We start from the raw sequence: 24,381 nt of genomic DNA, 5'->3' as shown, positions 1-24,381 counted from the left end.
TTTAAACGGTTTTTGCATGAGGAAATGGTTTCCCGGTTCTATAGTGGTCCTGTCAGCGATGTTCTTCATAGGATGCGCTTCTACCCGGAAGGCATTTGATCCTGATAAAAAATATGCTGCTGCGCAGCTTCAGCAGGATTACCACTATTTCCGCAACATATTGGAAGAGTCACACCCCAGCCTGTATTGGTTTACGCCCAAAGACAGCATGGATTATTATTTTGATGCGGGCTACCGCGGCATCCACGATTCTATGAGTGAGCCTCAGTTCAAGAATTTGCTGGCCTATGTGGTGAGCAAGATCCGCTGCGGGCATACGACGGTTAAGTTTTCCGAAAAGTATAACGACTACCTGGATACGGTGCGGATACCGGTATTTCCGCTGCACCTGAAAGTGTGGCCGGATTCGATGACGGTGATCACGAACCTCAACCGCAAGGACTCTATCCTCAGACGGGGTACAATTGTGACGGGTGTGAACGGATGGACTACGGCACAGCTGACGGATACTTTCTTCAATTATGTTTCCGGGGACGGCTACACGCAAAGCGGCAAGTACCAGGTATTGAGCAACCGGGGCAGTTTTGGCAACCTGTACCGCAATGTACTGGGGCTTACGCCTGAGTTCAGGATCACGTACCGGGATGCGGACGGAGCAGAAAAAGAAACAGTGATACCGCTCTATGATCCACGGGCGGATACGCTTAACCGGAGCGCCACCCGGCCACCAACGGGCCGGCAGCCACGGCAGGCGCCACAGCCTCCCATGCTCAATGGGGTGCGCAGTGTACAGATCGATACGACGCTTTCCTCAGCTTATATGACGGTGAATACTTTTGCCAGGGGAAATAAGCTGCGGGGCTTTTTCCGGCGCTCCTTCAGGGAGTTGAGAAAACGCAACATACAGCACCTGGTAGTGGATGTACGTTCGAATGGGGGTGGGGATGCCGGCATTTCTACCAAACTTACAAGGTACCTTACCAATAAGAAGTTCAAGCTGGCAGACTCTCTCTATACGCCACGCAGGACCAGTCATTATACCAAATACATTCAGTGGCAACCTGCTTACTGGGTGATGATGCAGGCGATCACGAGCAAACACAAGGATGGCAAGTATCATTTTGGCTATTTTGAAAGGCATTATTTCAAGCCCAAGAGGAAAAACCATTTTGATGGTGATATCTATATCATCACAGGGGGTAATTCTTTTTCGGCTACTACTTTGTTTGCCGGTGTACTAAAAGGGCAGGAGAATGTAAAGATCGTGGGTGAGGAAACAGGCGGCGGCGCTTACGGCAATTCAGCCTGGATGATCCCGGATGTTACCCTGCCCAATACGCATGTACGTTTCAGGCTGCCACGATTCAGGCTGGTGATGAACAAAGACCTGGTGAAAGAAGGCCGCGGCATTATACCCGATATCGAAGCGGCGCCTACGGTAGAGACCATACGCCGGGGTATTGATCCCAAAGTGGATACGGTACGCAAATTAATTATGCAGAAAAGCGGTGTTGCACATCATTAATATAGGCCGGTAGTTTGTATTTTGTGGGGGTAATTCTCTTTATACCCCGTTAACTCCCTTTAACCCAGTATGCAACAATTCAGGATCAAGCCGAATGGCTTTGCCGAGGTCAGGAAAAAAATGATCAAGCGTGTAATTCCGACGATGCTCATTGCGCTCATTGGCGGTATCGTGATAGCCTGGTTCAATTCGCAAGGCAAGACCGGAGATAGTAATGTATTACCCTTTCTTGTTCCCTTCTTTATTATTGTAATGGTATACTCGCTGGTCAGGTCTATCAACAGGCAGAAGAAGTTATTCGAAAGCTATACGCTGACGATTGCCGATAATGTGATCACGCGGCAGATGGTCAATACACCGGAGATCACGATCTACTTTCATGAGGTAAAAGATATTATCAAGAGTATGGAGGGCGGGTTTACGATCATGGGCCTGGAACCTGCTGATATCATTATTATTCCGGTGCAGGTAGAGAAGTATGAGGAGTTGGAAGCTGTGCTGAACCAGGTGAAACCGGTGATCGCGCCTCCTGCCTCTCTTTACTTACTACAGAAAGGCAGGATCTTTCTTTCCCTGGCAACGGCAGGCGCGATGGCGGCCATTTATATATCCGATAATAAAATTATTGTAGGCATTGCCGGGGTATTGGGCCTATGTCTGCTTGGCTGGACTTTCTTTTACCTCAGCCGCAGTAAAAATGTGGACCAGAAAACCAGGAACTCGCGCTGGGCATTTTTACTGGTAATGGCTGCCATTATCGGCATCATGGTAGTAAAGCTCACTGCTGTAGCGGAATAATCAAGCGATCACCTGCTGTACATTCAGGGCATCATCAAACAGCACCATATTGGCTGCATAACCTTTGGTAATGCGGCCTATTTTTTTGTCTTTTAGCAACTGCGCAGGATAGGTGGATGCCATGCGCAAGGCTTCGTCCAGGGGGATACCCACGTGCTGCACGGCATTCTTCACACATTGCATCATGGTAAGGGCAGAGCCGGAGAGGGTGCCATCGGGCAGGGCATAGCGATCGCCGCTAAAGAGGTGCTGGTACTCGCCGGTAGTGGTTTCGGCCACAGCATCGGTAATGAAGAACAGGCGCTCTTTCATGATGGATTTGGCAATCTTCACGGCTGCATAATCCACATGGATACCGTCACAAACAATACTGCTCATGACGCCGGGGTGATTGAAGATGGCGCCTACCATACCGGGTTCGCGGTGTTGCAAGGGGGACATGGCGTTGAATAAATGGGTGGCGGCGGGTATACCCCGGTCAAATGCTGCCATGGCCTGCTGGTAAGTAGCATTGGAATGGCCGGCAGAAACGATGATATCATGTTGCATGAGTAAGTCGATAATGGCGGGATCGCATTGCTCGGGGGCCAGGGTGATCATTTTAAAAACGCCTTTGCCTCGCTCCAGCAACAGTGTTACTTCTTCTATCGTTGGTTTCTTAATACATTCCAACAAGTGAGCGCCCCGCTTTACCGGGTTCATGTACGGCCCTTCGAGGTGCAGGCCCAGTAATCCTTTTCTTCCCTGCGCCCAATATTGTCTTACGATATCCATTCCCTGCAGAAACTTGTCGATGGTATTGGTGGCCATGGTGATCATGAAATGGGGACAGCCGCCTGCCAGGCAGTATTCATAAGTAGCTTGTAAAGCTTCGAGGGTTATTTCCTGGGAAAACAATTTGCCATTGCCGCCATATATCTGCAGGTCAATAAAGGCCGGCGCGAGGTTATAACCTTTCAGGTCTTGTATGGTATAATGAGCCGGTACTTCTGTAGCTGGTATTATATCTACGATCTGCTGGTCCTGGACAAGTACGGCTTTATCAGTTTCTACAGTGTGCCCAGTAAACAGGCGGGCATTGGTATAAGCGATGGACATGGGTTTATTCTTTAGCTACGAGCCGCGAGCTATGAGCTGCGAGCAAATACAATACTATGATTGAATAATGAAGTTATCGGCATCTTCCAGGAAAGGCAGTTTATGCCTGATCTCTTCCAGCTTTATTTTTTCGAGGGTAGTAGTGTGTATATCCTCCTCATGGGCTTTTGTATACAATACTTCGCCCATGGGGTCTACGATCATACTGTCGCCACTATGATAAATATCGTTGCCATCTTTTCCTACCCGGTTAACGCCTACTACAAAACTCTGGTTTTCGATGGCCCGGGCCTGCAACAATGTTTTCCAGGCATGGTTCCTTCGCTCGGGCCAATTGGCTACATATATCAGCAGATCGTATTCCACTTCATGATTTTCGGCCTCTTCTTCTGTGCGCGGGGTTGACTGTCGCGCCCATACGGGGAAGCGAAGGTCGTAACAAACCTGGAGGTTGATCTTCCATCCCTTCACGGAGGCTATGAGGCGTTTATGACCAGGTGCATAATGTTCATGTTCGCCGGCATAGGCAAACAGGTGGCGTTTATCATAATACCCATATTGACCATTGGGCAGCATCCACAGCAGCCGGTTGTAATACTGTCCGTCGGCTTCAATGATCAGGCTGCCGGTAAGGACGATCTGTTTCTGTGCTGCGATCCGTTTCATCCAGGCGACCGATTCGCCTTCCATAGTCTCTGCCAGTAATTCGGGTTTCATGCTAAAACCTGTGCTGAACATTTCCGGCAGGATAACGATCTCTGTTCTCTGCTGCAGTTGGTTGATCTTTTGTTCCAGCATGGCCAGGTTGGCGGCCTTATCCTCCCAGTGCAGACTGGTTTGTATGGTGGTAATGGTAAGTGTAGACATAACGGATGTTAAGTATTCAGTTCACGATGTAAAAGTAGCAATTCACCCGTAAGTATATTCATGCGCCCCTTTGCCCGGTTGACCGGGTGCAAAACGGTATACCCAAAGTACCTTGACTGATATTATACAGTCATGTTATCAATGGTCGCTTCCGGATTGTTGCCTGACACTTCTTCTTCCGCTGGTTTCTTAACCGTGCCTCCTTGTTTGTTGCTCAGAATATGCGCCAGCTTGGCTACCAGCGCTGTCCAGCCGGTTTGGTGACTGGCCCCAAGGCCGCTACCGGAATCGCCATGGAAATATTCGTAGAAGAGAATGAGATGCTCATTGCCCGGCCGCTCATAGAACCAACTCTCTTTGCCATTGGTTGGCCGTTTTCCCTCTTTGTCCTTATCGAATAATTTGATAAGCCGGAGGGTGAGCTCATCGGCCACCTGCATCAGGTTGATCCGGTTGCCCGACCCTACAGGGCATTCAACCAACAGGTCATTGCCATAAAACTCTCCAAAACGGCGGATGGACTCAATAATGATATAATTGATCGGCATCCACACAGGTCCGCGCCAGTTGGAGTTGCCGCCAAAGAAATCGGAGGTGGAGTCGCCGGGATCATACTGCACTTTATAATCTACGCCATTGATGGTGACCTCATAGGGGTTTTGCTCATGGTATTTAGACAAAGCCCGGATGCCATAATCCGACAGGAACTGCGATTCATCCAGCAGGCGTTCGAGCAGGTAAACCAGCTTTTCCCGGGGCACCAGCGACAGCAGGATCTCTTCACCGCCAGCCCGTTCTTCATTGGGCCAGAAGCGCCCGTTCTTCAACCGGTAATTCTCAAACCAGGTAATGCGTTTTTTAAAATCACCCAGTTTATCCAATATCTTCTTTTCAATGATCGATACGGCAAACAGCGATGTAAGGCCCACGATCGAATATACCCGCAGGTGCAGGGGGGCGGAGCCTGCTATGGATAGTGTGTCGTAGAAGAATTTATCTTCAGCATTCCACATGCCCTGTTCATTGAGTGCTTCGGCTATCAGTACAAAGTGTTCGAAGAATTTGGTGGCGGTATCTTCAAAGGCTTCATCTTTCATGGCTATTTCCATAGCCATATCCATCATGTTTAGTGCGTACATGCCCATCCAGCTGGTGCCATCGGCTTGTTCCAGTTGCATGGTGCCCGGCAATACGCTGCTGCGGTTGAATACACCGATATTGTCCAATCCAAGGAAGCCCCCTTCAAACATATTGTTTCCATTGGAGTCCTTGCGGTTGATCCACCAGGTAAAATTGATGATCAGCTTTTGGAATATGCGTTTGAGGAAGGCGATGTCGCCTTTTCCCGTGCGGTTCTTTTCTATTCTGTACACCTGTAAGGCTGCCCAGGCCTGTACGGGCGGGTTCACATCTCCAAAGTTCCATTCATAGGCGGGCAGCTGTCCATCGGGTTTCATATACCATTCCCGCATAATGAGGAGCAACTGGTGCTTGGCAAAACAGGGGTCTACCATCGCGAGGGGAATACACTGAAAAGCCAGGTCCCAGGCGGCATACCAGGGATACTCCCATTTGTCGGGCATGGAGATAATGTCCTGGTTCTTAAGATGCTTCCAGTCGGCATTGCGGCCATGCAGCTTACCGGGATTTACATCTGTAATGCCATCACTGGTAGTAAGCCAGCGCTCCACATCATAATGGTAATATTGTTTGCTCCACAAAATACCGGAGAGGGCCTGGCGCTGTATCCTTTTCCACTCAGGGTCTTTGGTGGCTTGCAATACCTCGTCATAAAAAGAGTCGGCTTCTTCCTTGCGGGCATTGAAAATATTGGTGAAGCCGGTAGCAAAGGGATTGTCAAATATCTTGTTGCTCAGGCGCAGGTAGGTGGTTTTGGTAGCGCCGGCTTCAATATGGTATTTATAGACGGGGGCAAACTTGGTACCTGATTTCTTTTGGCGCAGGGCCGAAAGTTCCTCTCCCTTAATGATCGCCTTATGAAAGGCATCTTTCGTGAAGGGGGTTGCATTGGGCTGACCGGATACAATCTCGAGGTTGGTCTCGTTTTCCGTCATCAGGCTATCTGATGGCGGCATAAAATACAGGTAATAGGAGCCCAGACGGGCATGGGTGGCTTTTACCGAGGTTTTATCACGCCGGGTGATATGGGGCTTTTTCTCCGATTGATCATAGGCCCAGCGGTTGTAGAACCACAGCGTGGGCGCCAGGGTTACGTCCGCTGCCTTGGTATACCGGTTGGTAATATCAATTTTTATGAATATGTCCTTCGAGTTCTCTTTGGCATAGGTGACCAGTACATCGAAGTACTGATCATTGTCAAAGACGCCGGTATCCAGTATTTCATATTCGGGTTCCTGCCGGGAGCGATTGCGGCTTTCTTCCTTCAGCTTATTATACGGAAATTCCTGCTGCGGGTATTTGTACAAATACTGCATGTAATAATGGGTGGGCAGGTTATCGAGGTGATAATAGAGTTCTTTTACGTCTTCTCCGTGGTTGCCTTCATAGTTGCCAAGACCAAAGAGGCGCTCTTTGAGCACATGGTCTTTGCCATTCCAGAGAGAAAGGCCAAAACAAAGGTTTTGGAAGAAGTCTGAAATGCCGGCCAGTCCATCTTCACCCCAGCGATAGGCGCGGCAGTGTGCATGATCAAAAGGAAAATAGTTCCAGGCGTCACTATTCATGCTATAATCTTCGCGCACGGTGCCCCACTGGCGTTCACTGAGATATGGTCCCCATTGTTCCAGGGGTATTTTTTTTGCTGTATTGACGGTTAATCGCTGATGTTCTGCAGTTGTCATGCTGTCGGTTTCGTTCAACAAATCCATAATGAAAATAGCGTAAAGCTATCGGTCGGGCAAGCATCGTTGGAGAATAAGGCATTAACAATGGTGAATTTACAGCTTTACACAGGGATAAAAAACAAAAAGGCCTTCCCCCAAGGAAAGACCTCTCAAAAAAATAAGGTGCCGGCCACCCTCTACCGACACCTTAACAGACGCACAGATCCTAACGCACACTTGCTTGCCTGTGTTATAGCTTCTTTTTACAGGAACAGTTTAATGATCAATGTTTAAAAAGCAATCACCAACCTAATCCTTCACCCATTGGAGCTGATGATTGCTTTTATTCGTTTTCATGGCTGTTGTCAACTTGTACTTGTTCTGCTTGTCTCAATCATTATGACATAGCAAAAGTGCAATTTGTTAGCGCACACAACAATAGCATGAAGATGTGAGAATGAATACAAACACCTGTTCGCTTTTTAACAGTTCTTAACAGGTGTTGCATTTCATGTTCTGATTCTTCCATTTATCCCCGGTTTTAAGTCCCTGGTACTACTTAGTGGTATCACATATCTGTGTGGTTTTGGATAAACAAATTCCAAAAAGAAAAAAGGGATAATTACTTTTGGTAATACATAAACCCTCCCTTGCTAAGATTAAAGATCTATACCATACTGCTGATCGGCTTGCCTTCCATACTGATGGCGCAGCACCGCAAGTACGTCTTCAACAGGCTTTCTTCCAAAGATGGTCTTGCCTCGAACCATGTACTAAGTATTCTCCAGGATCAGAAAGGCTTCATGTGGCTGGGTACAGCCAATGGGCTTCAACGTTATGATGGCCGCAAGATCGTCATGTTCCGTCCCCCTGCGGCCGACAAAAATTACCTGCCGGCAGCGCCTATCAAACAAATAGCAGAAGATATCAACCACCATTTCTGGGTACGCACAGAACAGGAAGTGGGTATTTTTGATCCGGTGACTTTCCGGTATAAAAAGGCCATCATAAAAACGGATGCCGAAGTGCCGCCGCGCGCGGAGTACTTTTTGTGGATGGATAGCAAGGGTAATATTTTCCTGATCATTACCCGCCTGGGGGTCTTGGCCTATAACTGGCAAACCAACACATTCAGCAAAGATGAAAGCCGCATCCGCCTTCCCAAAGGCTGGTCGGTACGACGATTGCTGGAAGACCCTACAACCGGTAATTACTGGATGGGCGCCGATTCCGGTCTGGCGCTGTATAATATCCGCTCCAAAACATTGAGCCACTACGGACACAATACCGATAAGCAGCCTATCCTGGATCACCCGGTATTTACAGATCCTGTGACAGCCATGTTCCTCGATCAGCAATCCCGCTTCTGGTTTACCACCTGGAATGTGAAAAAGGGGGAGCGGTTCTTTTGCTATGATATGATCAATGATCAGATAACGAAAGATACGGCCGGCCTGGTAGTGCATACGGATGTATACAAAGAAGTACATGCTTTTAGCCAGCAATCGAATGGCGCCATCTGGGCTTATGGCGAACGAATGCTGATGAGATTTGATACCCTCACTAAAAAGTTTCAATACATCCGCAATGATTATGTAGACGATTATGGTATCAAATACGATATCGTGAATTGCCTATATGAGGACCGGGAACAGAATACCTGGATCGGCACGGATGAAGGCGTATATATTTTTAACCCCGCCCGGCAAATGTTCAACAGTATTGTATTGCAGGACCCGCCTCCGCATAACACGGAAAAGAACCTACAGGTGAATGGCTTTCTGCAAAGCAAGAACAATGACCTGCTTATTGCTTCCTGGGGATTAGGTACCCTTTCCTGTGACAGTAATATGCTTCCTGTCAACAACAATATATTAAAAGGCATGCCGGCCGGTGATGATAGTTATAAGCTGCAATGGGACCTGCACGAAGAAAAAAGCACCGGCCACATTTGGATCGCCTGCCAGGGTGGCCGCATTATTATATATAACCCGGCAACCGGTCGATCGACCTTTCATATACTGCCTGCTGCAGAGCAAAGGACCATCCGGCAGATCACGGAAGACAAACAGGGTACTATATGGCTGGCCACGCAATACGGACATATCATAAAATGGAACCCGGCAGCCGGTTATGGAAAAGATTTTATGCAGGGATTCAGCCTGGTACAAAACGTCAATACCATTGTATATAAAATGATGGTGGACAAGGAAGGTTACATCTGGCTGTGCACGCATATGAAAGGGGTGTACAGGATGGATCCAAACTCGGGTGAATTAATAGCGCATTACGATTCAAAGGGCGGACCCGGGAAGTCGCTTTATTCCGACATGGCCGGCGACATACAGCAATACAACGATAGTTTGTTCTTCATTAGTTCCGGCGCCCTTAACCTGCTCAACCAGAAAACGGGCAACATACAAGCCATCACTACCGATGATGGCTTGCCTTCCATGAGCATCACCAGCATAGAGAAAGACAATGAAAATAACCTCTGGCTGGGCCTTGCCGATGGCATTTGCCGGTACTACCCTAAGCGAAAGGTCTTTACCATGTTTACCCAGCGGGATGGTATTATCTATAGCAACTTTAAATACAATGCCAGTACCCGCTTGCGGAATGGCCAGCTCGTATTTGGCAATGCGCACAATTTTGTATTCTTTCAGCCTGCGCAGGCTTATAGTTCTTCGCCGCCGCTGAATGTAACGATCACAGATTTTAAATTATTTAATACTTACCTGCCGCCCGACTCCATCATGAAACTGGATAGGGTAGAACTAAAGCATTTCGACAACTCCATCACCATTGAATTTGCCGCGCTGAGTTTTTTGCAACGCGATAAAATTGTGTACTACTACCAGCTGGAAGGCATTAATAAAGAATGGATACGTCCCGACAAAGGACTGTTTGCCAATTATACTTCTTTGCCGCCAGGACACTATACCTTCAAGGTGATGTGTGAGAATGCGGATGGCATTGAATCCAAAAGTATCACCACCCTAAAAATATACATCCACCCTCCTTTTTGGAGAACCTGGTGGTTCCTTTCGCTGGTGGGGCTCGCCATTGGGGCATTGATCTATTTCATCCACCGCCTGCGGGTGGACCAGCTGCTGGGGATGGAAAGGGTGCGCACCCGCATTGCCCGCGACCTGCATGATGACATGGGTTCTACCCTCAGCACTATCAATATATTGAGTGAAATGGCCAAAATGAAAGTGGAGAAGGACAGCGCTAAAACCAGCGAATACCTGGTCAAGATCAGCGACAACAGCAGCCGCATGATGGAGGCAATGGATGATATTGTATGGAGCATCAATCCCATGAACGACAGCATGCAGCGCATTACCGCCCGTATGCGGGAGTTTGCCACGGGGGTGCTGGAAGCCCGCAATATTGACTTCACTTTCCGGGTGGATGAAGAAGTGCAGGACCTGAAGCTGGATATGGAAGCCCGGCGGGACTTTTTTCTGCTTTTCAAGGAGGCGGTGAATAACCTGGCCAAATACTCCCAGTGCAAAAACGCGGTTATTGACATTTCCATCCAAAAAGAACGGCTGATCATGAAGATCATGGATGATGGGATCGGGTTCGATGTACTGCATGCGGACGGTGGCAATGGCTTGTTCAACATGAAAAAGCGGGCGCAATCGCTGAATGGCGGTCTGACGATAGAATCGACGCCGGGTACCGGCACCAAAGTATTGCTGGATGTGCCTTTGACATAATTATGTGATTGCCGCCGGGAAAATAAAAGCCTAGTTTTGTAAATAAATAAGCTCCTGGATGATCAATGTCATATTATATGAGGATAATCCCCAGCTCAGAGAAGGTTTGGCCATGCTGCTGAATGGTTCTGAGGGGTTTGAAGTGATTGGTACATTCAAGAACTGCAATAATGTGGTGAGTGAAGTAGAAGCACTGAAACCTGATGTGATCCTCATGGATATTGATATGCCCGGTACCAATGGTATTGAGGGCCTCAAGTTGATCCGCCAGATAAATACGGACGTGAAAATTCTCATGCTCACAGTATTCGATGACAACAAGAATGTGTTTGAAGCTGTGCGGAACGGTGCCAATGGGTACCTGCTTAAGAAGACCCCGCCAGCTAAATTGCTCGAATACATCCAGGAAGCTCATACCGGCGGCGCGCCGATGAGTTCTTCCATTGCCACGCAGGTGTTAAAAATGTTCTCGCAGGTACACAGTACGGCCAACAGCGATTACCACTTATCTGAACGTGAAAAACAGGTATTGCAATGGCTGGTCAACGGGTACAGCTACAAAATGATCGCTGCTGAAATGTTCATCTCCATAGACACCGTGCGCTCGCACATCAAGAAGATCTACGAAAAGCTACATGTGAATTCCAAGAGCGAAGCAGTGGCCAAAGCTTTCAAGGACAAGATCGTTTAGTACCTACATCTTTCACATCTTTATGCTATTGTGAGGCGATCTTCTGCGGGCTAGTTTTGTGAAGCAAATTCAAAACAGCATAATCATGAAACAGTCGATGCAGGTGGTGGCGATGGTAGCCTTTCTCGGATGCTTTGCCATCGTGATGATAGGGGCAGGAAGCCGGAAGGCAAGGTCGCAGGAAAACTGTGGGGATGAATGGAAAAAAGGTTTCCGGCAGGAGGAAAAGAAACCAGCTACTACAGGCACCCTTACCCATGCGGATTGTGTGGCCATGTGTACCAGGGAAAGTAAACAGGAGCTGGTTTTACCGGTTGGATTATTACATGCGATAATATAAACGACGATTTTTATCAGGCAGTTTTTCTCAAGGGTGGTTTACGGATCCCGTCTCAACAGGACGGGATTTTTTATACCCATAGGCCAGCCAGCCAACCGAGTAGCAGGCAGATCAATACTATAACAGGAGAGGGAAGGCGGGTGAGGGCCAGCAGCAGCCAGGTGCCTGCGATCACACCAATGTTCAGAAGGCTCACCGTCTTAAATTCGGTAATGGAAATATCTTTCATCATATAGAAAGTAGAAGCCACCATGATCCCTACCACTACCGCATTGATGCCTTCCAGAGCACGGAACACAACGGCATAGCGCTGCAGGTTGTGCCATATGGGGAAAAAGAATAATACCAGGAGTGCGCTGGGCAGAAAGATCGCTATTGAGGCAATGATACATCCCAATACCTGCCAGGCAGGTCCTTTGTCATTCATGGCCATGCCCCCCATAAAAGAGGAGATGGAAAATACAGGTCCGGGTATAGCACGTACAATACCCGCTCCGGTATAAAAATCATCCCGCTCAATACTGATCACATTTTCTTTCTTATAAAGATTCTTCCGGATTACCTGCTCGGACTTCGGCCTTTCCACATATTGCTCATACATCATGGGGATCAGTACCTGTCCGCCGCCAAAGACAAGACTGCCGAAACGATAGGTATTTTCAAACAGGTTCAAAGGCCGGCGATTGGGCCAGTCGTGCGTCCGCGCCAGTTCACTCACCAAACCCGCGGCAATAAAGAGAATGGCAAAGAGCCAGATATTGCCCCACTTGATCTTTTTGGGAGGAATGCCTTTTTGTGGGATCCGTTTATCACTCAGATTGGTAACAAATCCACCGGCCACAATGAGGATCGGAAATACCCAGGGGCTTTTGAACAGGAAAAACGTGACGATGGCACTGATCACCAATATCACGGTGGTGATGGTATTGTGGATGGCCAGCCGGAAAGATTTGGCTGCGGCAAAAGCCAGGAATCCTACCGCCATGGGCTGAATGAATTTGAAGATGCCCATATTCTGTGAGCGGTTATCAAAATATTGCAGCACAAAAGAAAAAGCCCCCATCAGAAAACAGGCCGGGAATATCCAGATAAGTAAAGTGAGGATCGCCAGGGGAATACCCCCCCTTTTGTAGCCAATCAGGGTGAGCACCTGGGTAGAAGAGGCGCCGGGCAATAACTGGCAAAAGGAATTATAATCCAGTACTTCCTTTTCGGTTACATCGTGCCGTTGGTGCACAAATGTTTTCATCACCATCCCAAAATGACCTTGCGGGCCACCAAAGGCGGAAATACTATGAAGAAAAACAGCTCTTAGAAAAGGTATATGTCGTAACAGTACCATTAGAACAAACTACACAAGCACGGAAGGTACTAAACTTATCCAAGTGATTGTTATTCTGCCTTCCACTTTGAGCGGGGTTCGTAATATTGCCAGAGCAGGGCGGCCAGTTTGCGGCACAGTACCCAGCCTTCATTGGAAGGCTCCCAACTTTGATCTTCCAGGTTTTTGGTATTGATGGTATAAGCATATGCTCCGTGGGGAGCCATTACCAGGATGGTTTCATTGCGCGACTGATTTACTTCTCCTGTTTTGGATGCCACAAAAATATAAGGCGGCACTTGTGATATCCCGTTTGGATCATGATAGTTTCTTCCCAACACGCGCAGCATTCGCTCACTGGCTTTGTGACTGATCACTTCACCCCGGTAGATCTTTTCCATCAGGGTGGTCATTTCGCGGGGCGTAGTTTGCCCCCAGCCAAATTGTTTCCGGTTATCTTCCCGGCCGGGTGTTCTGGAATTGACCCGGGTGTATTGCAATCCCAGTGAATCCAGGAGTTGATTGATGCGGGCGCCGGTACCTGCCAGGCTCTGCAACCAAAGGCTGGCGGTGTTGTCGCTCATGGTCAGCATCAACATCATTACTTTGCTGAGTTCTATTTTCTCGCCGCTTTTGAAAGAGCCGAGAATATCCTCCCCGGCATAGAGTAAGGAGTCCTTATATTCCAGGTTTTGGTGATACTGTAATTCGCCTTTCTCTATCTTATCCATGATGCCCACCAGGATGGGTACTTTCACAATACTGGCGGTGGGGAATATTGTATCAGCCTGGTACTCGGCCACTTTACCTGTGCGCAGATTTTTAACATAGATGCCTGCCACACCCCGAAGGTTTTGGCTTTTTACCAATTCATCTATTTTTTGCTGCAGTTTCCGGTCGGTGCGGGATTGTGCAGCCAGGTTACCCACCAGGATGAATAAAAACAGGCAAACGGTTAATCTCTTGCAGTAATACATAACCAACAGGGTGTTTTGTGTAAGGTTTACTAATATAAGGGGTTCACTGCAAATATTCCTTGAAAACCTTACTGGGACTGGCTTAAATGCCTCGCGTTATTTGATGGAATTATTCGATTATGCTGTCTGTTCATAACCGTTAGCAATAAATGAAGTAGTGAGATATCTGTGATCACAATTTATAATAGCCATTGCGCTCGATCTCCTCGGCCACTTTATCGGGTACGAGGTAGCGAATGGATTTGCCTTCTTTGATGGTGTTCCTGATATGGGTGGCTGATATTTCCAGGAGGGGCGCTTTTAGAACTTCCACGCGGGAGCCTTCATAGCTGCTGGTGATCTCATGGCCTGGACGCTTGTATACGTAGATGGGATAGTTTGTTAGAATATGCTGGTAGTTTTTCCAGCGGGGGAGGTTCTCAAAACTGTCGCTGCCCATGATCACGGCAAAGTGATGCTTCGGATATCTCTCACCCAGGTAAGCCAGTGTGTCGGCGGTATAGGAAGGGCGGGGTAAACGGAATTCAATATCAGTCACTTTTAAGTGATGAGATTGTTCTATAGATAACTGTATAAAATACAAGCGGTGAAACTCATTCAATAAACCTGCAGAAGGCTTCAGGGGGTTCTGGGGTGAAACAACAAACCACACCTGGTCAAGATCGGTATATTGCACCATATGCTGGGCAATAATAAGGTGACCGTGATGGATGGGATTGAAGGAACCGAAATACAGGCCAACTTTCATACCGGGCAGATAATTAAGCTATGGTGATGTGGTTAAACTAATTCTTCTATAAAGATATTATCTGCTTCGTTAAGGCGAAGGCTCAGGTTATAACCGGCCACACTGATGGAGATAGGATCGCCCAGGGGAGCTATTTGCTCTACTTTCACGGTTTCACCGGGTACACAACCCATTTCCATAAGCTTTAGGAAAAGATCATTATCCTCAAAAGACATGATGGTTCCTCTTCCTCCCGATCTTAACTCTGATAATCTTTTCATTGTGCTTTGTTTATGTTCAGTCGACCCCGTATCAATAACATCCGAAGCTTTGAAATAGATCATTTACAGCCCCTATATTATTCAGGTTCATCCAACAACAAATGTAGCTTTGTATCCTTTATTACGCTTACGATTTTCGAAACTTATGCAAACAACAGCGCCCGTTGACTTTCATTTTCTGGAGCCCGCCAACCTGAAAGACAGGCTAATGCTCAAAGCTTTCCTGCGATCCCTGTTTAAAAGGGAAGGAACAAAACTCGAATCCCTGCGCTATATCTTTTGTTCAGATAAGTACCTGCTGGAGATCAACCGGCAATACCTGAACCATGATGACTATACCGACATTATTACCTTCAATCTCTCCAACCATCCTGCGCCTGTAATGGGTGAAATCTATATCAGCATTGATAGGGTGCGGGACAATGCCCAACAATTCCATACCAGTTTCAAGGAAGAACTTCACCGGGTGATCTTCCATGGCGCCCTACATCTTTGCGGATATAAAGACAAGACCAGCAAAGATGCCAGGCTGATGCGGGAGAAAGAAGACGAGAGTATTGCCCGGTATAGGAAATACCAACAACGTTTGATGTAATTCCTTCTTCAGGTTAAAGCCCCTTGTCATCAAGGGGTTTCTTCTACTCATACCTGCCCATGCCTCTGCGGCCAGCCTTGGTGTATTTTCCGGGTGAGCCTTGCTTACTCAGGGATTATTTTGTTTCCCCCTTCTTCATTTACCTGAGCCCAGCCTTAAAGGATTGGTATAAATAATCATACTGCTTTAACAGTTAAAGGGTAGGGGAGTAGTATGCCTTTTACCAGGCAGGATATTCATGGCCATAAGTGTTGGATTACTTTCAAGATGAGCAAGGTAAAGTGGGAGTTTAATACAGTTGGATCCCAGGATGGTATATTAAGCTTGTTGCACTGTCCAAGGAGAATACAAGAATCGAATGTCTCCCTCCCTTAGTGTGACTAGTTCGGCAGAGCTGGACAACTCAATGTCATTGAATTAAGCTGTCATGCTGGATTCAGCTCCGCGGGATAAACTTTACCGAAGGTCCTCTTTGTAAAACTGTTTTTCCTCTTAAATGGCTTCTACCGGCTCAGATCCCGCCTTAGCGGGTAAACCTGACATTCCCTTGATTTAAAGATATTGGGATACCTGGTTGAAACCTTCTTCGAGGGGTTTTATATCTCATTGGAAGTCTTTTGACATGGTAATTAAGTACTACCCAAGAGGCCCAAGTAGTCTGATTGGCCTTACAAATGAGTCCTCCAGATCAGAAGGGATTATTTTCTGCAGGCTATGATCCTTACCACTCCGGGCAAAGCAGGGTACTGGCCTTATTTACCAGGACTTAACCAAGGTATGGTCCTTACCTTGGGTTGGAGGTAAAAGCGAAGGTATTAGGTTGTTGAAACAGGAGATCAATGAGGTTTAATATTCTGCATAACATTTTCAGGCTTCCTGCGTTCCACGTGGAACGCGCCGTATAAACCAGTTCCTTACACAATTATCAATCCTTGGATTCTTTACCGCGTGACACCTTTTTCTCCTTGATATCACAACTTCTTTAAGCTGTAGGTTCAAGTTGGAATATCTTCTGGTTCTGCTATTCTCCCTTTGGTTTAAGCCATCAGTTCTCATCAAGAGTCCTGACCATATCTACTTTCACAATACGGCAAGTCTCCTAACAGCAGATTATCCCCAATATAGTTATTCATATCAATTCCTTTGAACCGACCAGAATCAAGCTAGATTCTCGATGATATCTCTTTGCATTTTCTAAGTCTTCATTCTGTCTCCATTAATTTTCCATTCATTCTCCATTGATCCTCCATTATCTAACGGAGCTTGAAACAAGAATCTATGAATGATCTCATTTTAGTAGTTCATAGGTAGCATTAAGAACCTACAGAGAACATAACGAGGTAAAAGAAATCAAACATTCATTCAAAGATTATCCCATCTAATACCATGACTGGGGATTCCAGTAGAAAACATCCTATAGATACCAGACAGCTCCTTTCTTACATCATTCTTTCATAGTACTGGAATACCCAATAGCAGAGTGTAAAGGTGTTTACGGAAGTCCCCGTAATCAAGTAGTGATAGCAAAGGGAATAAAACCTGGTCAAAGCAAGCAGGAAAGGCAGGGCAACCTGGTTCCACGTGGAACAGTTAATCCCCAAAACACCCAGCATTAATGTAATTTTGCAGCCTATGTTTCCAGATTATGATGTTATAGTAGTCGGTGCCGGTCACGCAGGATGTGAAGCGGCAGCAGCGGCAGCCAACCTTGGATCAAGGGTTCTGCTGGTCACCATGAACATGCAGGTTATTGCCCAAATGAGTTGTAATCCTGCCATGGGAGGTATTGCCAAGGGGCAGATCGTACGGGAAATAGATGCCATGGGTGGATATTCAGGCATTGTTTCCGACAAGAGTATGATCCAGTTCAGGATGCTCAATAAGTCAAAAGGACCAGCTATGTGGAGTCCCCGGACTCAGAATGACCGCATGTTATTCGCAGCTACCTGGAGAGAGATGTTGGAAAACACCAAGAATGTAGACTTCTACCAGGACATGGTAAGGTCTATCATCATCAAGGATAACAAAGCCACTGGTGTTATAACCGGGCTGGGTCATGAAATAAAAGCCAAAGCAGTAGTGGTGACTAGCGGTACTTTCCTCAATGGGGTGATCCATATCGGAGAGAAACGATTCGGTGGGGGCAGGGTAGCAGAGAAAGCAGCCACTGGTATAACAGAACAATTGGTTGAACTCGGATTCGAAAGCGACCGCCTTAAAACCGGAACACCTCCTCGTGTAGATGGAAGAAGTCTTGACTATAGCAAGATGGAGGAACAAAAAGGAGATGATGAAATTGTAGGCTTCTCTTACAAGGATGTTCAAAAACCAACGGAACAAAGAAGCTGCTGGATTACCTATACCAATCAGCAGGTACATGATATTCTCAAAACAGGGTTTGATAGAAGCCCTATGTATACAGGAAGAATTGAAGGCGTGGGCCCCAGGTATTGCCCCAGTATCGAAGACAAGATCAATCGCTTTGCAGAAAGGGATCGTCACCAGTTATTCATAGAACCAGAAGGATGGAATACGGTAGAAATCTATGTGAATGGTTTCTCTACTTCACTACCCGAGGATGTTCAATACAAAGCTTTACAAACAGTACCCGGATTTGAAAATGTACGCATGTTCCGGCCAGGTTATGCTATTGAATACGATTACTTCCCACCTACCCAATTGAGTCACGCACTGGAGACCAAACTTATTAGCAATCTTTTCTTCGCCGGCCAGATCAATGGAACCACCGGTTATGAAGAAGCTGCCTGCCAGGGATTAATGGCCGGCATTAATGCCCATCAAAAAGTAAGGGAACTGGAACCCGTGATCCTTAAAAGAAGTGATGCCTATATTGGGGTACTCATCGATGATCTCATCAGCAAGGGTACAGAAGAACCCTACCGCATGTTTACTTCACGGGCAGAATTCAGAACCTTACTGCGCCAGGACAATGCTGATCTCCGATTGACAGAATTAAGTTATCGTTTAGGATTAGCTGACCAGGATAGAATGGACCGTGTGATCGAAAAGAGGAATGGAACAGAAAAGATCAAGTCGATCCTGAAGGAACTTTCTCTTGATCCAAGCGAAGCAGATAAATTCCTGCAAGAAAAAAACTCTGCTCCTTTACCCCATAAACAGAAAACGATCCAGGTATTGCTTCGACCCAATATCTCTTTGCCCGATATGATGGATCAGCTGCCTACCATAAAAAATGCACTCACCGGTTTTACCCGTGATACGATCGAGCAGGCAGAAATACAGATCAAATACGATGTATACATTGAGAAGGAAAAAGAGATCGTAAAAAGAATGAGCCAGCTCGAAGACCTGATGATCCCTGAGAACTTTGACTATGGAAGAGTGGCTGCCTTATCGAATGAAGCTTTGACCAAATTCAAAAAAATACGTCCCCGTACATTGGGACAGGCCAGTCGCATCAGTGGTGTTAATCCCAGCGATGTACAGATCCTCATGGTCTTTATGGGCCGCTAAAAAACTAAAAGTGAGTCATCATACAGTGGTCGTCTATCGACAACCTACTTACGTGATGACTCACTTCAATAAAATATCAGCTCTACTGTCTATTTCTAAAACTGCATAGCATTTACGATCGCTTCCAGGTATTCCTGATCTGTCAGATCAAACTCGTCGAGTTCAGCACTGTCCACATCCAGCACTGCAATCACTTTCCCATCACGGATAACGGGTACCACAATTTCAGACTTCGATAAACTACTGCAGGCAATGTGCCCTGGAAATTGTTCTACATCCGGCACGATCAAAGTTTGCTTTTGTTCCCAACTGCTTCCACATACACCTTTACCATAACGGATTCGAGTACACGCAACCGGGCCTTGAAAAGGTCCCAATACCAGTTCCTTTTCTTTCACCAGGTAGAAGCCAACCCAAAACCAACCAAACTGTTCTTTCAACGCAGCCACTACATTTGCCAGATTGGCTACCAGGTCGGGCTCGCCATCAATCAACGCTTTGATTTGCGGTATTAAAGATTCATATTGTTCACGCTTAGTACCCTTCAACACTAAAAGATCTTCGGCCATAATATTATAATAAAATATAATTAAAAATTCAATTCACTTTTCTTCCCACATTTTTAAAATCAGGCCCAGTCATCATCTGCCTTCTTTCTCCACATTTTACAAACCATATTTCGCGCTGATCTCCAGCATTCGCTCAATTGGTTTTCTCGCAGCTACCCTCAACTGCTCATCCATGGTGATCTCCGGTAATTCGTATTCCATGCACAGGTACAACTTTTCCAGTGTATTCAGCTTCATGTGTGGACAATCATTACACGCGCAGCTGTTGTCGGGCGGAGCAGGAATGAACATTTTATGGGGAGAAGATTTCTGCATCTGGTGCAAAATGCCTGTTTCTGTAGCCACGATATATTCCATCGCAGCATCTTCCTGGGAGTATTTCAATAATCCTGTCGTAGAGCCTATAAAATCGGCGATCCGCAGAATTGGCTCCTCACACTCCGGGTGAGCAATTATCTTGGCGTTAGGGTGTCTTATTTTGAGTCTGGTGATCTTCTCGAGGCTAAAGATCTCATGCACCATGCAGGCACCATTCCACAAAACCATATCACGACCCGTCTTTTTGATCAGGTATCCTCCCAGGTTTTTATCCGGTGCAAAGATAATCGGCTGATCTACAGGTATGCTTTCCACAATTTTCTCGGCATTGCTGGAGGTACAGATGATATCGCTTAGTGCTTTGATGTCAGCCGTGCAGTTGATGTAGGAGATTACCAGGTGATTGGGGTGCTTTGCCTTGAACTGCCTGAATAGCTCCGGAGGAGCACTATCCGCCAGAGAGCAACCTGCTTTCAGGTCGGGCAGCAACACTTTCTTGTGCGGGTTTAAGATCTTGGCCGTTTCGGCCATGAAATGGACGCCGGCGAACACAATAATCTCCGCATCCGTCTTCTCCGCCTTTTGGGCCAGGCCCAGGCTGTCCCCGATATAATCCGCCACATCCTGGATATCGGGCTCCTGGTAGTAATGTGCCAGCACGATCGCATTTTTTTCTTTTTTCAATCTTTCGATTTCCCCAAATAGGTCCAGTGTGGGGTCAACGTCCACATCCAGAAATCCTGCTTTGGCTATGTTCTCTTTTGCTTCTCCTATGTGTATATCTCCCATAGTATTTATTATTACTTATCTATTTTTATAAAGAACCTATTACTATTACGGGTGTGAATTCGTGGATAAAACGATCACCCTGATTTTTGGTAAAGTTACAACAAGCGCTTTATCCACTGTTTTCCACAATTCATTAACAGTCAGAACCTCCCGCTGGTTGTGCATCTACGCCGTTTTTCCACGTATGTGGATTAAAAAGGGCCGGTATAAATAAACACTGTCCACAGCACAATAGGGGTGTTAACGGAGGTCGAATAACCTTGGGTTTGTATACACCCGCCTTCCGGCACCCGCCCGCCCGACAACTTTTAATCCAACTATCCACCATTTCCGGAGGGCCAATTCCGGGGTTTTCCACTGCTTTTGGTGTTTATTCACGAAACCGTGGGGACACTGTCTTCACAAGCACGTTTCACGGAAAAAAATACCTCTTTCAACACAATAAATGGCAAAATAGGCGTTAGTGCGCTCCTTCGTGCGCATAATATTATCAACCTGTAAAATAGGTAATGCCGTGAGAATAATAATTGGCATACCATCAACATCATAAAACGCTGTGTTGGTGCATATTTGACCCTGTTTTCCACAATTTGTTCATAATCTTTTTTACCCTATTTTTGCCATCCGCTTAAAACAACGGGAGTAATATAATATTATATGTCTATCATTCAGACCATCCGCGACAAAGCTGCGTGGATCATTATTGCAGCGATTGCTTTAGCATTGATCGCCTTTATTGTACAGGATGCCTTTAGTGGAAGAAGTGGTGGGTTATTCAGTGGACAATCAACCACCCTCGGTAAGATCAACGGTACCAAAGTTGATGTTATCGATTTTGAAAAAAGGCTTGCCAACGCCGAAAAGAACTACACTGCCAATGGCCAGCATGTTGATGAACAATTCCGTCAGCAGATCCGCGAGAGCCTCTGGAATGAATATGTGGAAAATGCCGTACTGGACAAAGAGCTCGATAAACTCGGTTTTGTAGTAAGCGATAAAGAAAAAGGTGACATATTATATGGTGCTAACCCGCCTCAGCAATTGCGTCAGCAATTCACCAATCCTCAAACTGGTGCTTATGATGCGCAAGCCGCTTTTCAGGCTATCCGTGGTCTGAAAAAGAAATCGCCCGAATACAACAATTTTTGGGGTGAATTTGTACCTGCCCTGGAAAAACAACGTATCCGTGAAAAATTTGTGGGTATGATCGGTAAAAGCTACTATGTGCCTAAATGGCTGGTAGAAAAAAGAAATGCCGACAATAGCCAGCTCGCCTCTATTTCTTATGTTAATATTCCCTATACCAGCATCGCCGATTCTACGATCAAGGTAACCGATGATGAGGTGCGCAAATATGTGGATGAACACAAAGAAGGGTTCAAGCAAGAGCAAGTTCGCGGTATTGAATACGTCATGTTCAACGCAGCTCCCAGCGCAGCAGATTCCGCTGCCGTACGTGAGCGTGTGGAAAAACTGAAAGATTCTTTTGCTACTACTTCTGATATCAACGGTTTCTTCCTGCGGGAAAACAGCCAGACCCCTTATTATCCCAGCAATATTTCCCGCAAAGAAATAAAGATCGAAAAGATCGACTCTATTGTTAAGACTCCCGTAGGTGGCGTATACGGACCTTACCTCGATGGCGGTTCTTATACCCTCGCACGCATCGTGAGTGAAAAACAATGGCCCGATTCAGTAAAAGTGCGTCACATATTGGTAGCTACCCATCAACGCGATCAGCGCACCGGCGAATTGCAGCCCGTTCGGTATGACTCTACTGCCAAACGTATTATTGACAGTGTGGAAATGGCAATTAAAGGCGGCGCCAACTTTGATACACTTTGTGTAAAATATTCTGACGACGGAACCAAAGAGACCGGAGGTATATATGATAATGTAGTGAGCGGCCGCATGACTGCAGAATTCAACGACTTTATTTTTGGAAAACCTGTTGGTTCTAAAGGAGTGGTGAAAACAGAATATGGTTACCACTATGTGGAAATCCTCTCTCAGAAAGGATCTTCACCTGCTTATAATATCGCTTATTTTTCACAGCCTATATATCCCAGCGATCTGACCACCAATACTGCCCATCAGGCAGCTTCTGCTTTTGCCGCTGAAAGCCGCAACAGGAAAGCGTTTGAGGATAATATCAAAAAACAGAACCTCACTAAGTTCAACGCCTATGATGTGCAGCCCCTGGAAAGCAATATTCCCGGACTGGGCAGCAGCCGCCCGCTGGTGAAATGGATGTATAATGATGCTAAGATCGGTGACGTTGCCCCAGAACCTTACTTTATAGGTGATAAATACATCGTACCTGTTTTGGTAAACAGTTACGACAAAGGCACCATGCCCATCGAAAGAGCGCGTCCGCTGGTAGAATATAAAATACGGAATAAGAAAAAAGCAGAGCAGATCATTCAGAAAGTGGGTACTCCTGCTTCACTTGATGCAGTGACTAAAGCGGTGAATCAACCTGTTCAACAGCTGGACAGCGTGGCTTTCTCTGCCGGTTATATTCCAAACCTGGGCAATGAGTCCAAACTTATAGGTGCTTCTTTCAACAAGAACTACCAGGCCAAGGTATCTGATCCCATCCTTGGAGAAATTGGTGTGTATTATATTAAAGTCAATAATGTGACTGCCCAACCCAATGCCGGACTGGATATAAAGATGCAACAGCAAATGGCTGCCCAGCAAATTCAGCGCAGCAGCTACCTGGTGATCGAAACACTCAAAAAAGCGGCGGATATTACCGACAACCGCTACAAGTTCTACTAAACTGTTATTACATATAATATTACGGAGAGGTCCCGTTCATTTGAACGGGATCTTTTTTTTGTGCTCATTCAAACCACTTTTTGTGTTCCCGGCAACCAATTGCACGTAACTTTGTTATTATTCCTGAAACAGATACGTCATGAGTGATGAGATCATTAATAAGGTAACTGCCAGTGGGCTGATCACATTGGACCTCGAGGAGTACTATCCCAAAGAGGAGATCCTGGTATTTGACCTGAAGCCCCATCTGTTTATGGAACTCATCCTCAAAGAAAAAGATTTCCGCGCCGCCCTTCAGCAAATCGATTGGACGCTGTACCAGGATAAAGTAGTAGCTGTTACCTGCACAGCAGATGCCATTATCCCCATGTGGGCCTATATGCTGGTAGCCACTTACCTGCAGCCCGTGGCAAAGGATATTATCTTCGGCAACGAACAAACAGCCAAACAACAACTTTTCATTCAAAATATTGCAGCTATCCCCGCCGCTGATTATACTGATCAGCGGGTAGTAGTAAAAGGATGTGGTGATCTACCTATTGGTGAATTTGCCTACCTGGAGATTACCAAGAAATTACGGCCGGTAGCTAAAAGTATCATGTATGGCGAACCGTGTAGTACTGTTCCCATTTTCAAAAAGAAATGATCGTATTTGCGTCCTGCCGTATGGCGGG

At 46.4% G+C, this 24,381-nt stretch carries 18 protein-coding genes; 9 read left to right on the top strand and 9 right to left on the bottom strand.

Annotated elements, in window-relative coordinates:
* Positions 1–16 precede the first annotated feature (16 nt).
* Both D3H65_RS23075 and D3H65_RS23070 read left to right on the top strand, forming a co-directional pair.
* Positions 17–1,525 carry a S41 family peptidase gene (locus D3H65_RS23075; RefSeq protein ID WP_119052575.1) on the top strand — a complete coding sequence of 503 codons (1,509 nt, stop codon included), beginning with the start codon at positions 17–19 and terminating at the stop codon, positions 1,523–1,525.
* 69 nt (positions 1,526–1,594) lie between these two features.
* The gene (locus D3H65_RS23070) at positions 1,595–2,323 is read left to right on the top strand and encodes a hypothetical protein (RefSeq protein ID WP_119052574.1); all 729 of its coding nucleotides are present in this window, start codon (positions 1,595–1,597) and stop codon (positions 2,321–2,323) included.
* Here the strand turns inward: D3H65_RS23070 and nagA are convergent, their stop codons facing one another.
* The 3 genes from nagA to D3H65_RS23055 all read right to left on the bottom strand — a co-directional run bounded on the left by nagA (position 2,324) and on the right by D3H65_RS23055 (position 7,110).
* On the bottom strand, positions 2,324–3,421 hold the full coding sequence (gene nagA, locus D3H65_RS23065) for an N-acetylglucosamine-6-phosphate deacetylase (RefSeq protein WP_119052573.1): 1,098 nt from the start codon (positions 3,419–3,421) through the stop codon (positions 2,324–2,326). It abuts the gene before it with no gap.
* A 54-nt stretch (positions 3,422–3,475) separates the two neighbouring features.
* A complete protein-coding gene (locus tag D3H65_RS23060; protein ID WP_119052572.1) occupies positions 3,476–4,288 on the bottom strand; it encodes an amidohydrolase in 813 nt (270 codons plus the stop codon).
* 122 nt (positions 4,289–4,410) lie between these two features.
* Positions 4,411–7,110 carry an MGH1-like glycoside hydrolase domain-containing protein gene (locus D3H65_RS23055; RefSeq protein ID WP_245999576.1) on the bottom strand — a complete coding sequence of 900 codons (2,700 nt, stop codon included), beginning with the start codon at positions 7,108–7,110 and terminating at the stop codon, positions 4,411–4,413.
* Between the two features lie 632 nt (positions 7,111–7,742).
* Between D3H65_RS23055 and D3H65_RS23050 the strand changes: the two genes are divergently transcribed.
* From D3H65_RS23050 to D3H65_RS23040, 3 genes are all read left to right on the top strand, one after another.
* Positions 7,743–10,820: a ligand-binding sensor domain-containing protein gene (locus tag D3H65_RS23050; protein WP_119052571.1), complete on the top strand. Its 3,078-nt coding sequence runs from the start codon at positions 7,743–7,745 to the stop codon at positions 10,818–10,820.
* Between the two features lie 58 nt (positions 10,821–10,878).
* Positions 10,879–11,511: a response regulator gene (locus D3H65_RS23045; protein ID WP_119052570.1), complete on the top strand. Its 633-nt coding sequence runs from the start codon at positions 10,879–10,881 to the stop codon at positions 11,509–11,511.
* An 85-nt stretch (positions 11,512–11,596) separates the two neighbouring features.
* Positions 11,597–11,851 (top strand): hypothetical protein, encoded by a 255-nt coding sequence (locus tag D3H65_RS23040; RefSeq protein WP_119052569.1) that lies wholly within the window; start codon positions 11,597–11,599, stop codon positions 11,849–11,851.
* A gap of 70 nt (positions 11,852–11,921) precedes the next feature.
* On the opposite strand, the gene D3H65_RS23035 is transcribed toward D3H65_RS23040, so the two are convergent.
* The 4 genes from D3H65_RS23035 to D3H65_RS23020 all read right to left on the bottom strand — a co-directional run bounded on the left by D3H65_RS23035 (position 11,922) and on the right by D3H65_RS23020 (position 15,157).
* On the bottom strand, positions 11,922–13,193 hold the full coding sequence (locus D3H65_RS23035) for a chromate transporter (RefSeq protein ID WP_119052568.1): 1,272 nt from the start codon (positions 13,191–13,193) through the stop codon (positions 11,922–11,924).
* 50 nt (positions 13,194–13,243) lie between these two features.
* A complete protein-coding gene (locus D3H65_RS23030; RefSeq protein WP_119052567.1) occupies positions 13,244–14,149 on the bottom strand; it encodes a serine hydrolase in 906 nt (301 codons plus the stop codon).
* A gap of 172 nt (positions 14,150–14,321) precedes the next feature.
* A complete protein-coding gene (gene nadD, locus D3H65_RS23025) occupies positions 14,322–14,897 on the bottom strand; it encodes a nicotinate (nicotinamide) nucleotide adenylyltransferase (protein ID WP_119052566.1) in 576 nt (191 codons plus the stop codon).
* A 32-nt stretch (positions 14,898–14,929) separates the two neighbouring features.
* Entirely contained in the window at positions 14,930–15,157 is a 228-nt protein-coding gene (locus D3H65_RS23020) for a FeoA family protein (RefSeq protein ID WP_119054621.1), read from the bottom strand.
* 145 nt (positions 15,158–15,302) lie between these two features.
* Here D3H65_RS23020 and ybeY point away from each other — a divergent pair, with 145 nt between their 5' ends.
* Positions 15,303–15,752 carry an rRNA maturation RNase YbeY gene (gene ybeY, locus D3H65_RS23015; RefSeq protein WP_119052565.1) on the top strand — a complete coding sequence of 150 codons (450 nt, stop codon included), beginning with the start codon at positions 15,303–15,305 and terminating at the stop codon, positions 15,750–15,752.
* A 1,581-nt stretch (positions 15,753–17,333) separates the two neighbouring features.
* Positions 17,334–19,247 (top strand): tRNA uridine-5-carboxymethylaminomethyl(34) synthesis enzyme MnmG, encoded by a 1,914-nt coding sequence (gene mnmG, locus D3H65_RS23010; protein ID WP_245999574.1) that lies wholly within the window; start codon positions 17,334–17,336, stop codon positions 19,245–19,247.
* Positions 19,248–19,342: 95 nt separating this feature from the next.
* Here mnmG and D3H65_RS23005 read toward each other — a convergent pair whose 3' ends face one another.
* Positions 19,343–19,816 (bottom strand): GAF domain-containing protein, encoded by a 474-nt coding sequence (locus tag D3H65_RS23005; protein WP_119052564.1) that lies wholly within the window; start codon positions 19,814–19,816, stop codon positions 19,343–19,345.
* Positions 19,817–19,912: 96 nt separating this feature from the next.
* On the bottom strand, positions 19,913–20,923 hold the full coding sequence (gene nadA / locus D3H65_RS23000; protein ID WP_119052563.1) for a quinolinate synthase NadA: 1,011 nt from the start codon (positions 20,921–20,923) through the stop codon (positions 19,913–19,915).
* A gap of 657 nt (positions 20,924–21,580) precedes the next feature.
* Between nadA and D3H65_RS22995 the strand changes: the two genes are divergently transcribed.
* Both D3H65_RS22995 and D3H65_RS22990 read left to right on the top strand, forming a co-directional pair.
* Complete coding sequence (locus D3H65_RS22995) at positions 21,581–23,707, top strand: peptidylprolyl isomerase (protein ID WP_119052562.1); 2,127 nt, start codon at positions 21,581–21,583, stop codon at positions 23,705–23,707.
* Between the two features lie 139 nt (positions 23,708–23,846).
* A complete protein-coding gene (locus D3H65_RS22990; RefSeq protein WP_119052561.1) occupies positions 23,847–24,353 on the top strand; it encodes a DUF2480 family protein in 507 nt (168 codons plus the stop codon).
* Positions 24,354–24,381 lie beyond the last annotated feature (28 nt).

The sequence above is a fragment of the Paraflavitalea soli genome, from assembly GCF_003555545.1.
GTDB lineage: Bacteria > Bacteroidota > Bacteroidia > Chitinophagales > Chitinophagaceae > Paraflavitalea > Paraflavitalea soli.
This window is presented reverse-complemented; position numbering and strand designations above follow the sequence as displayed.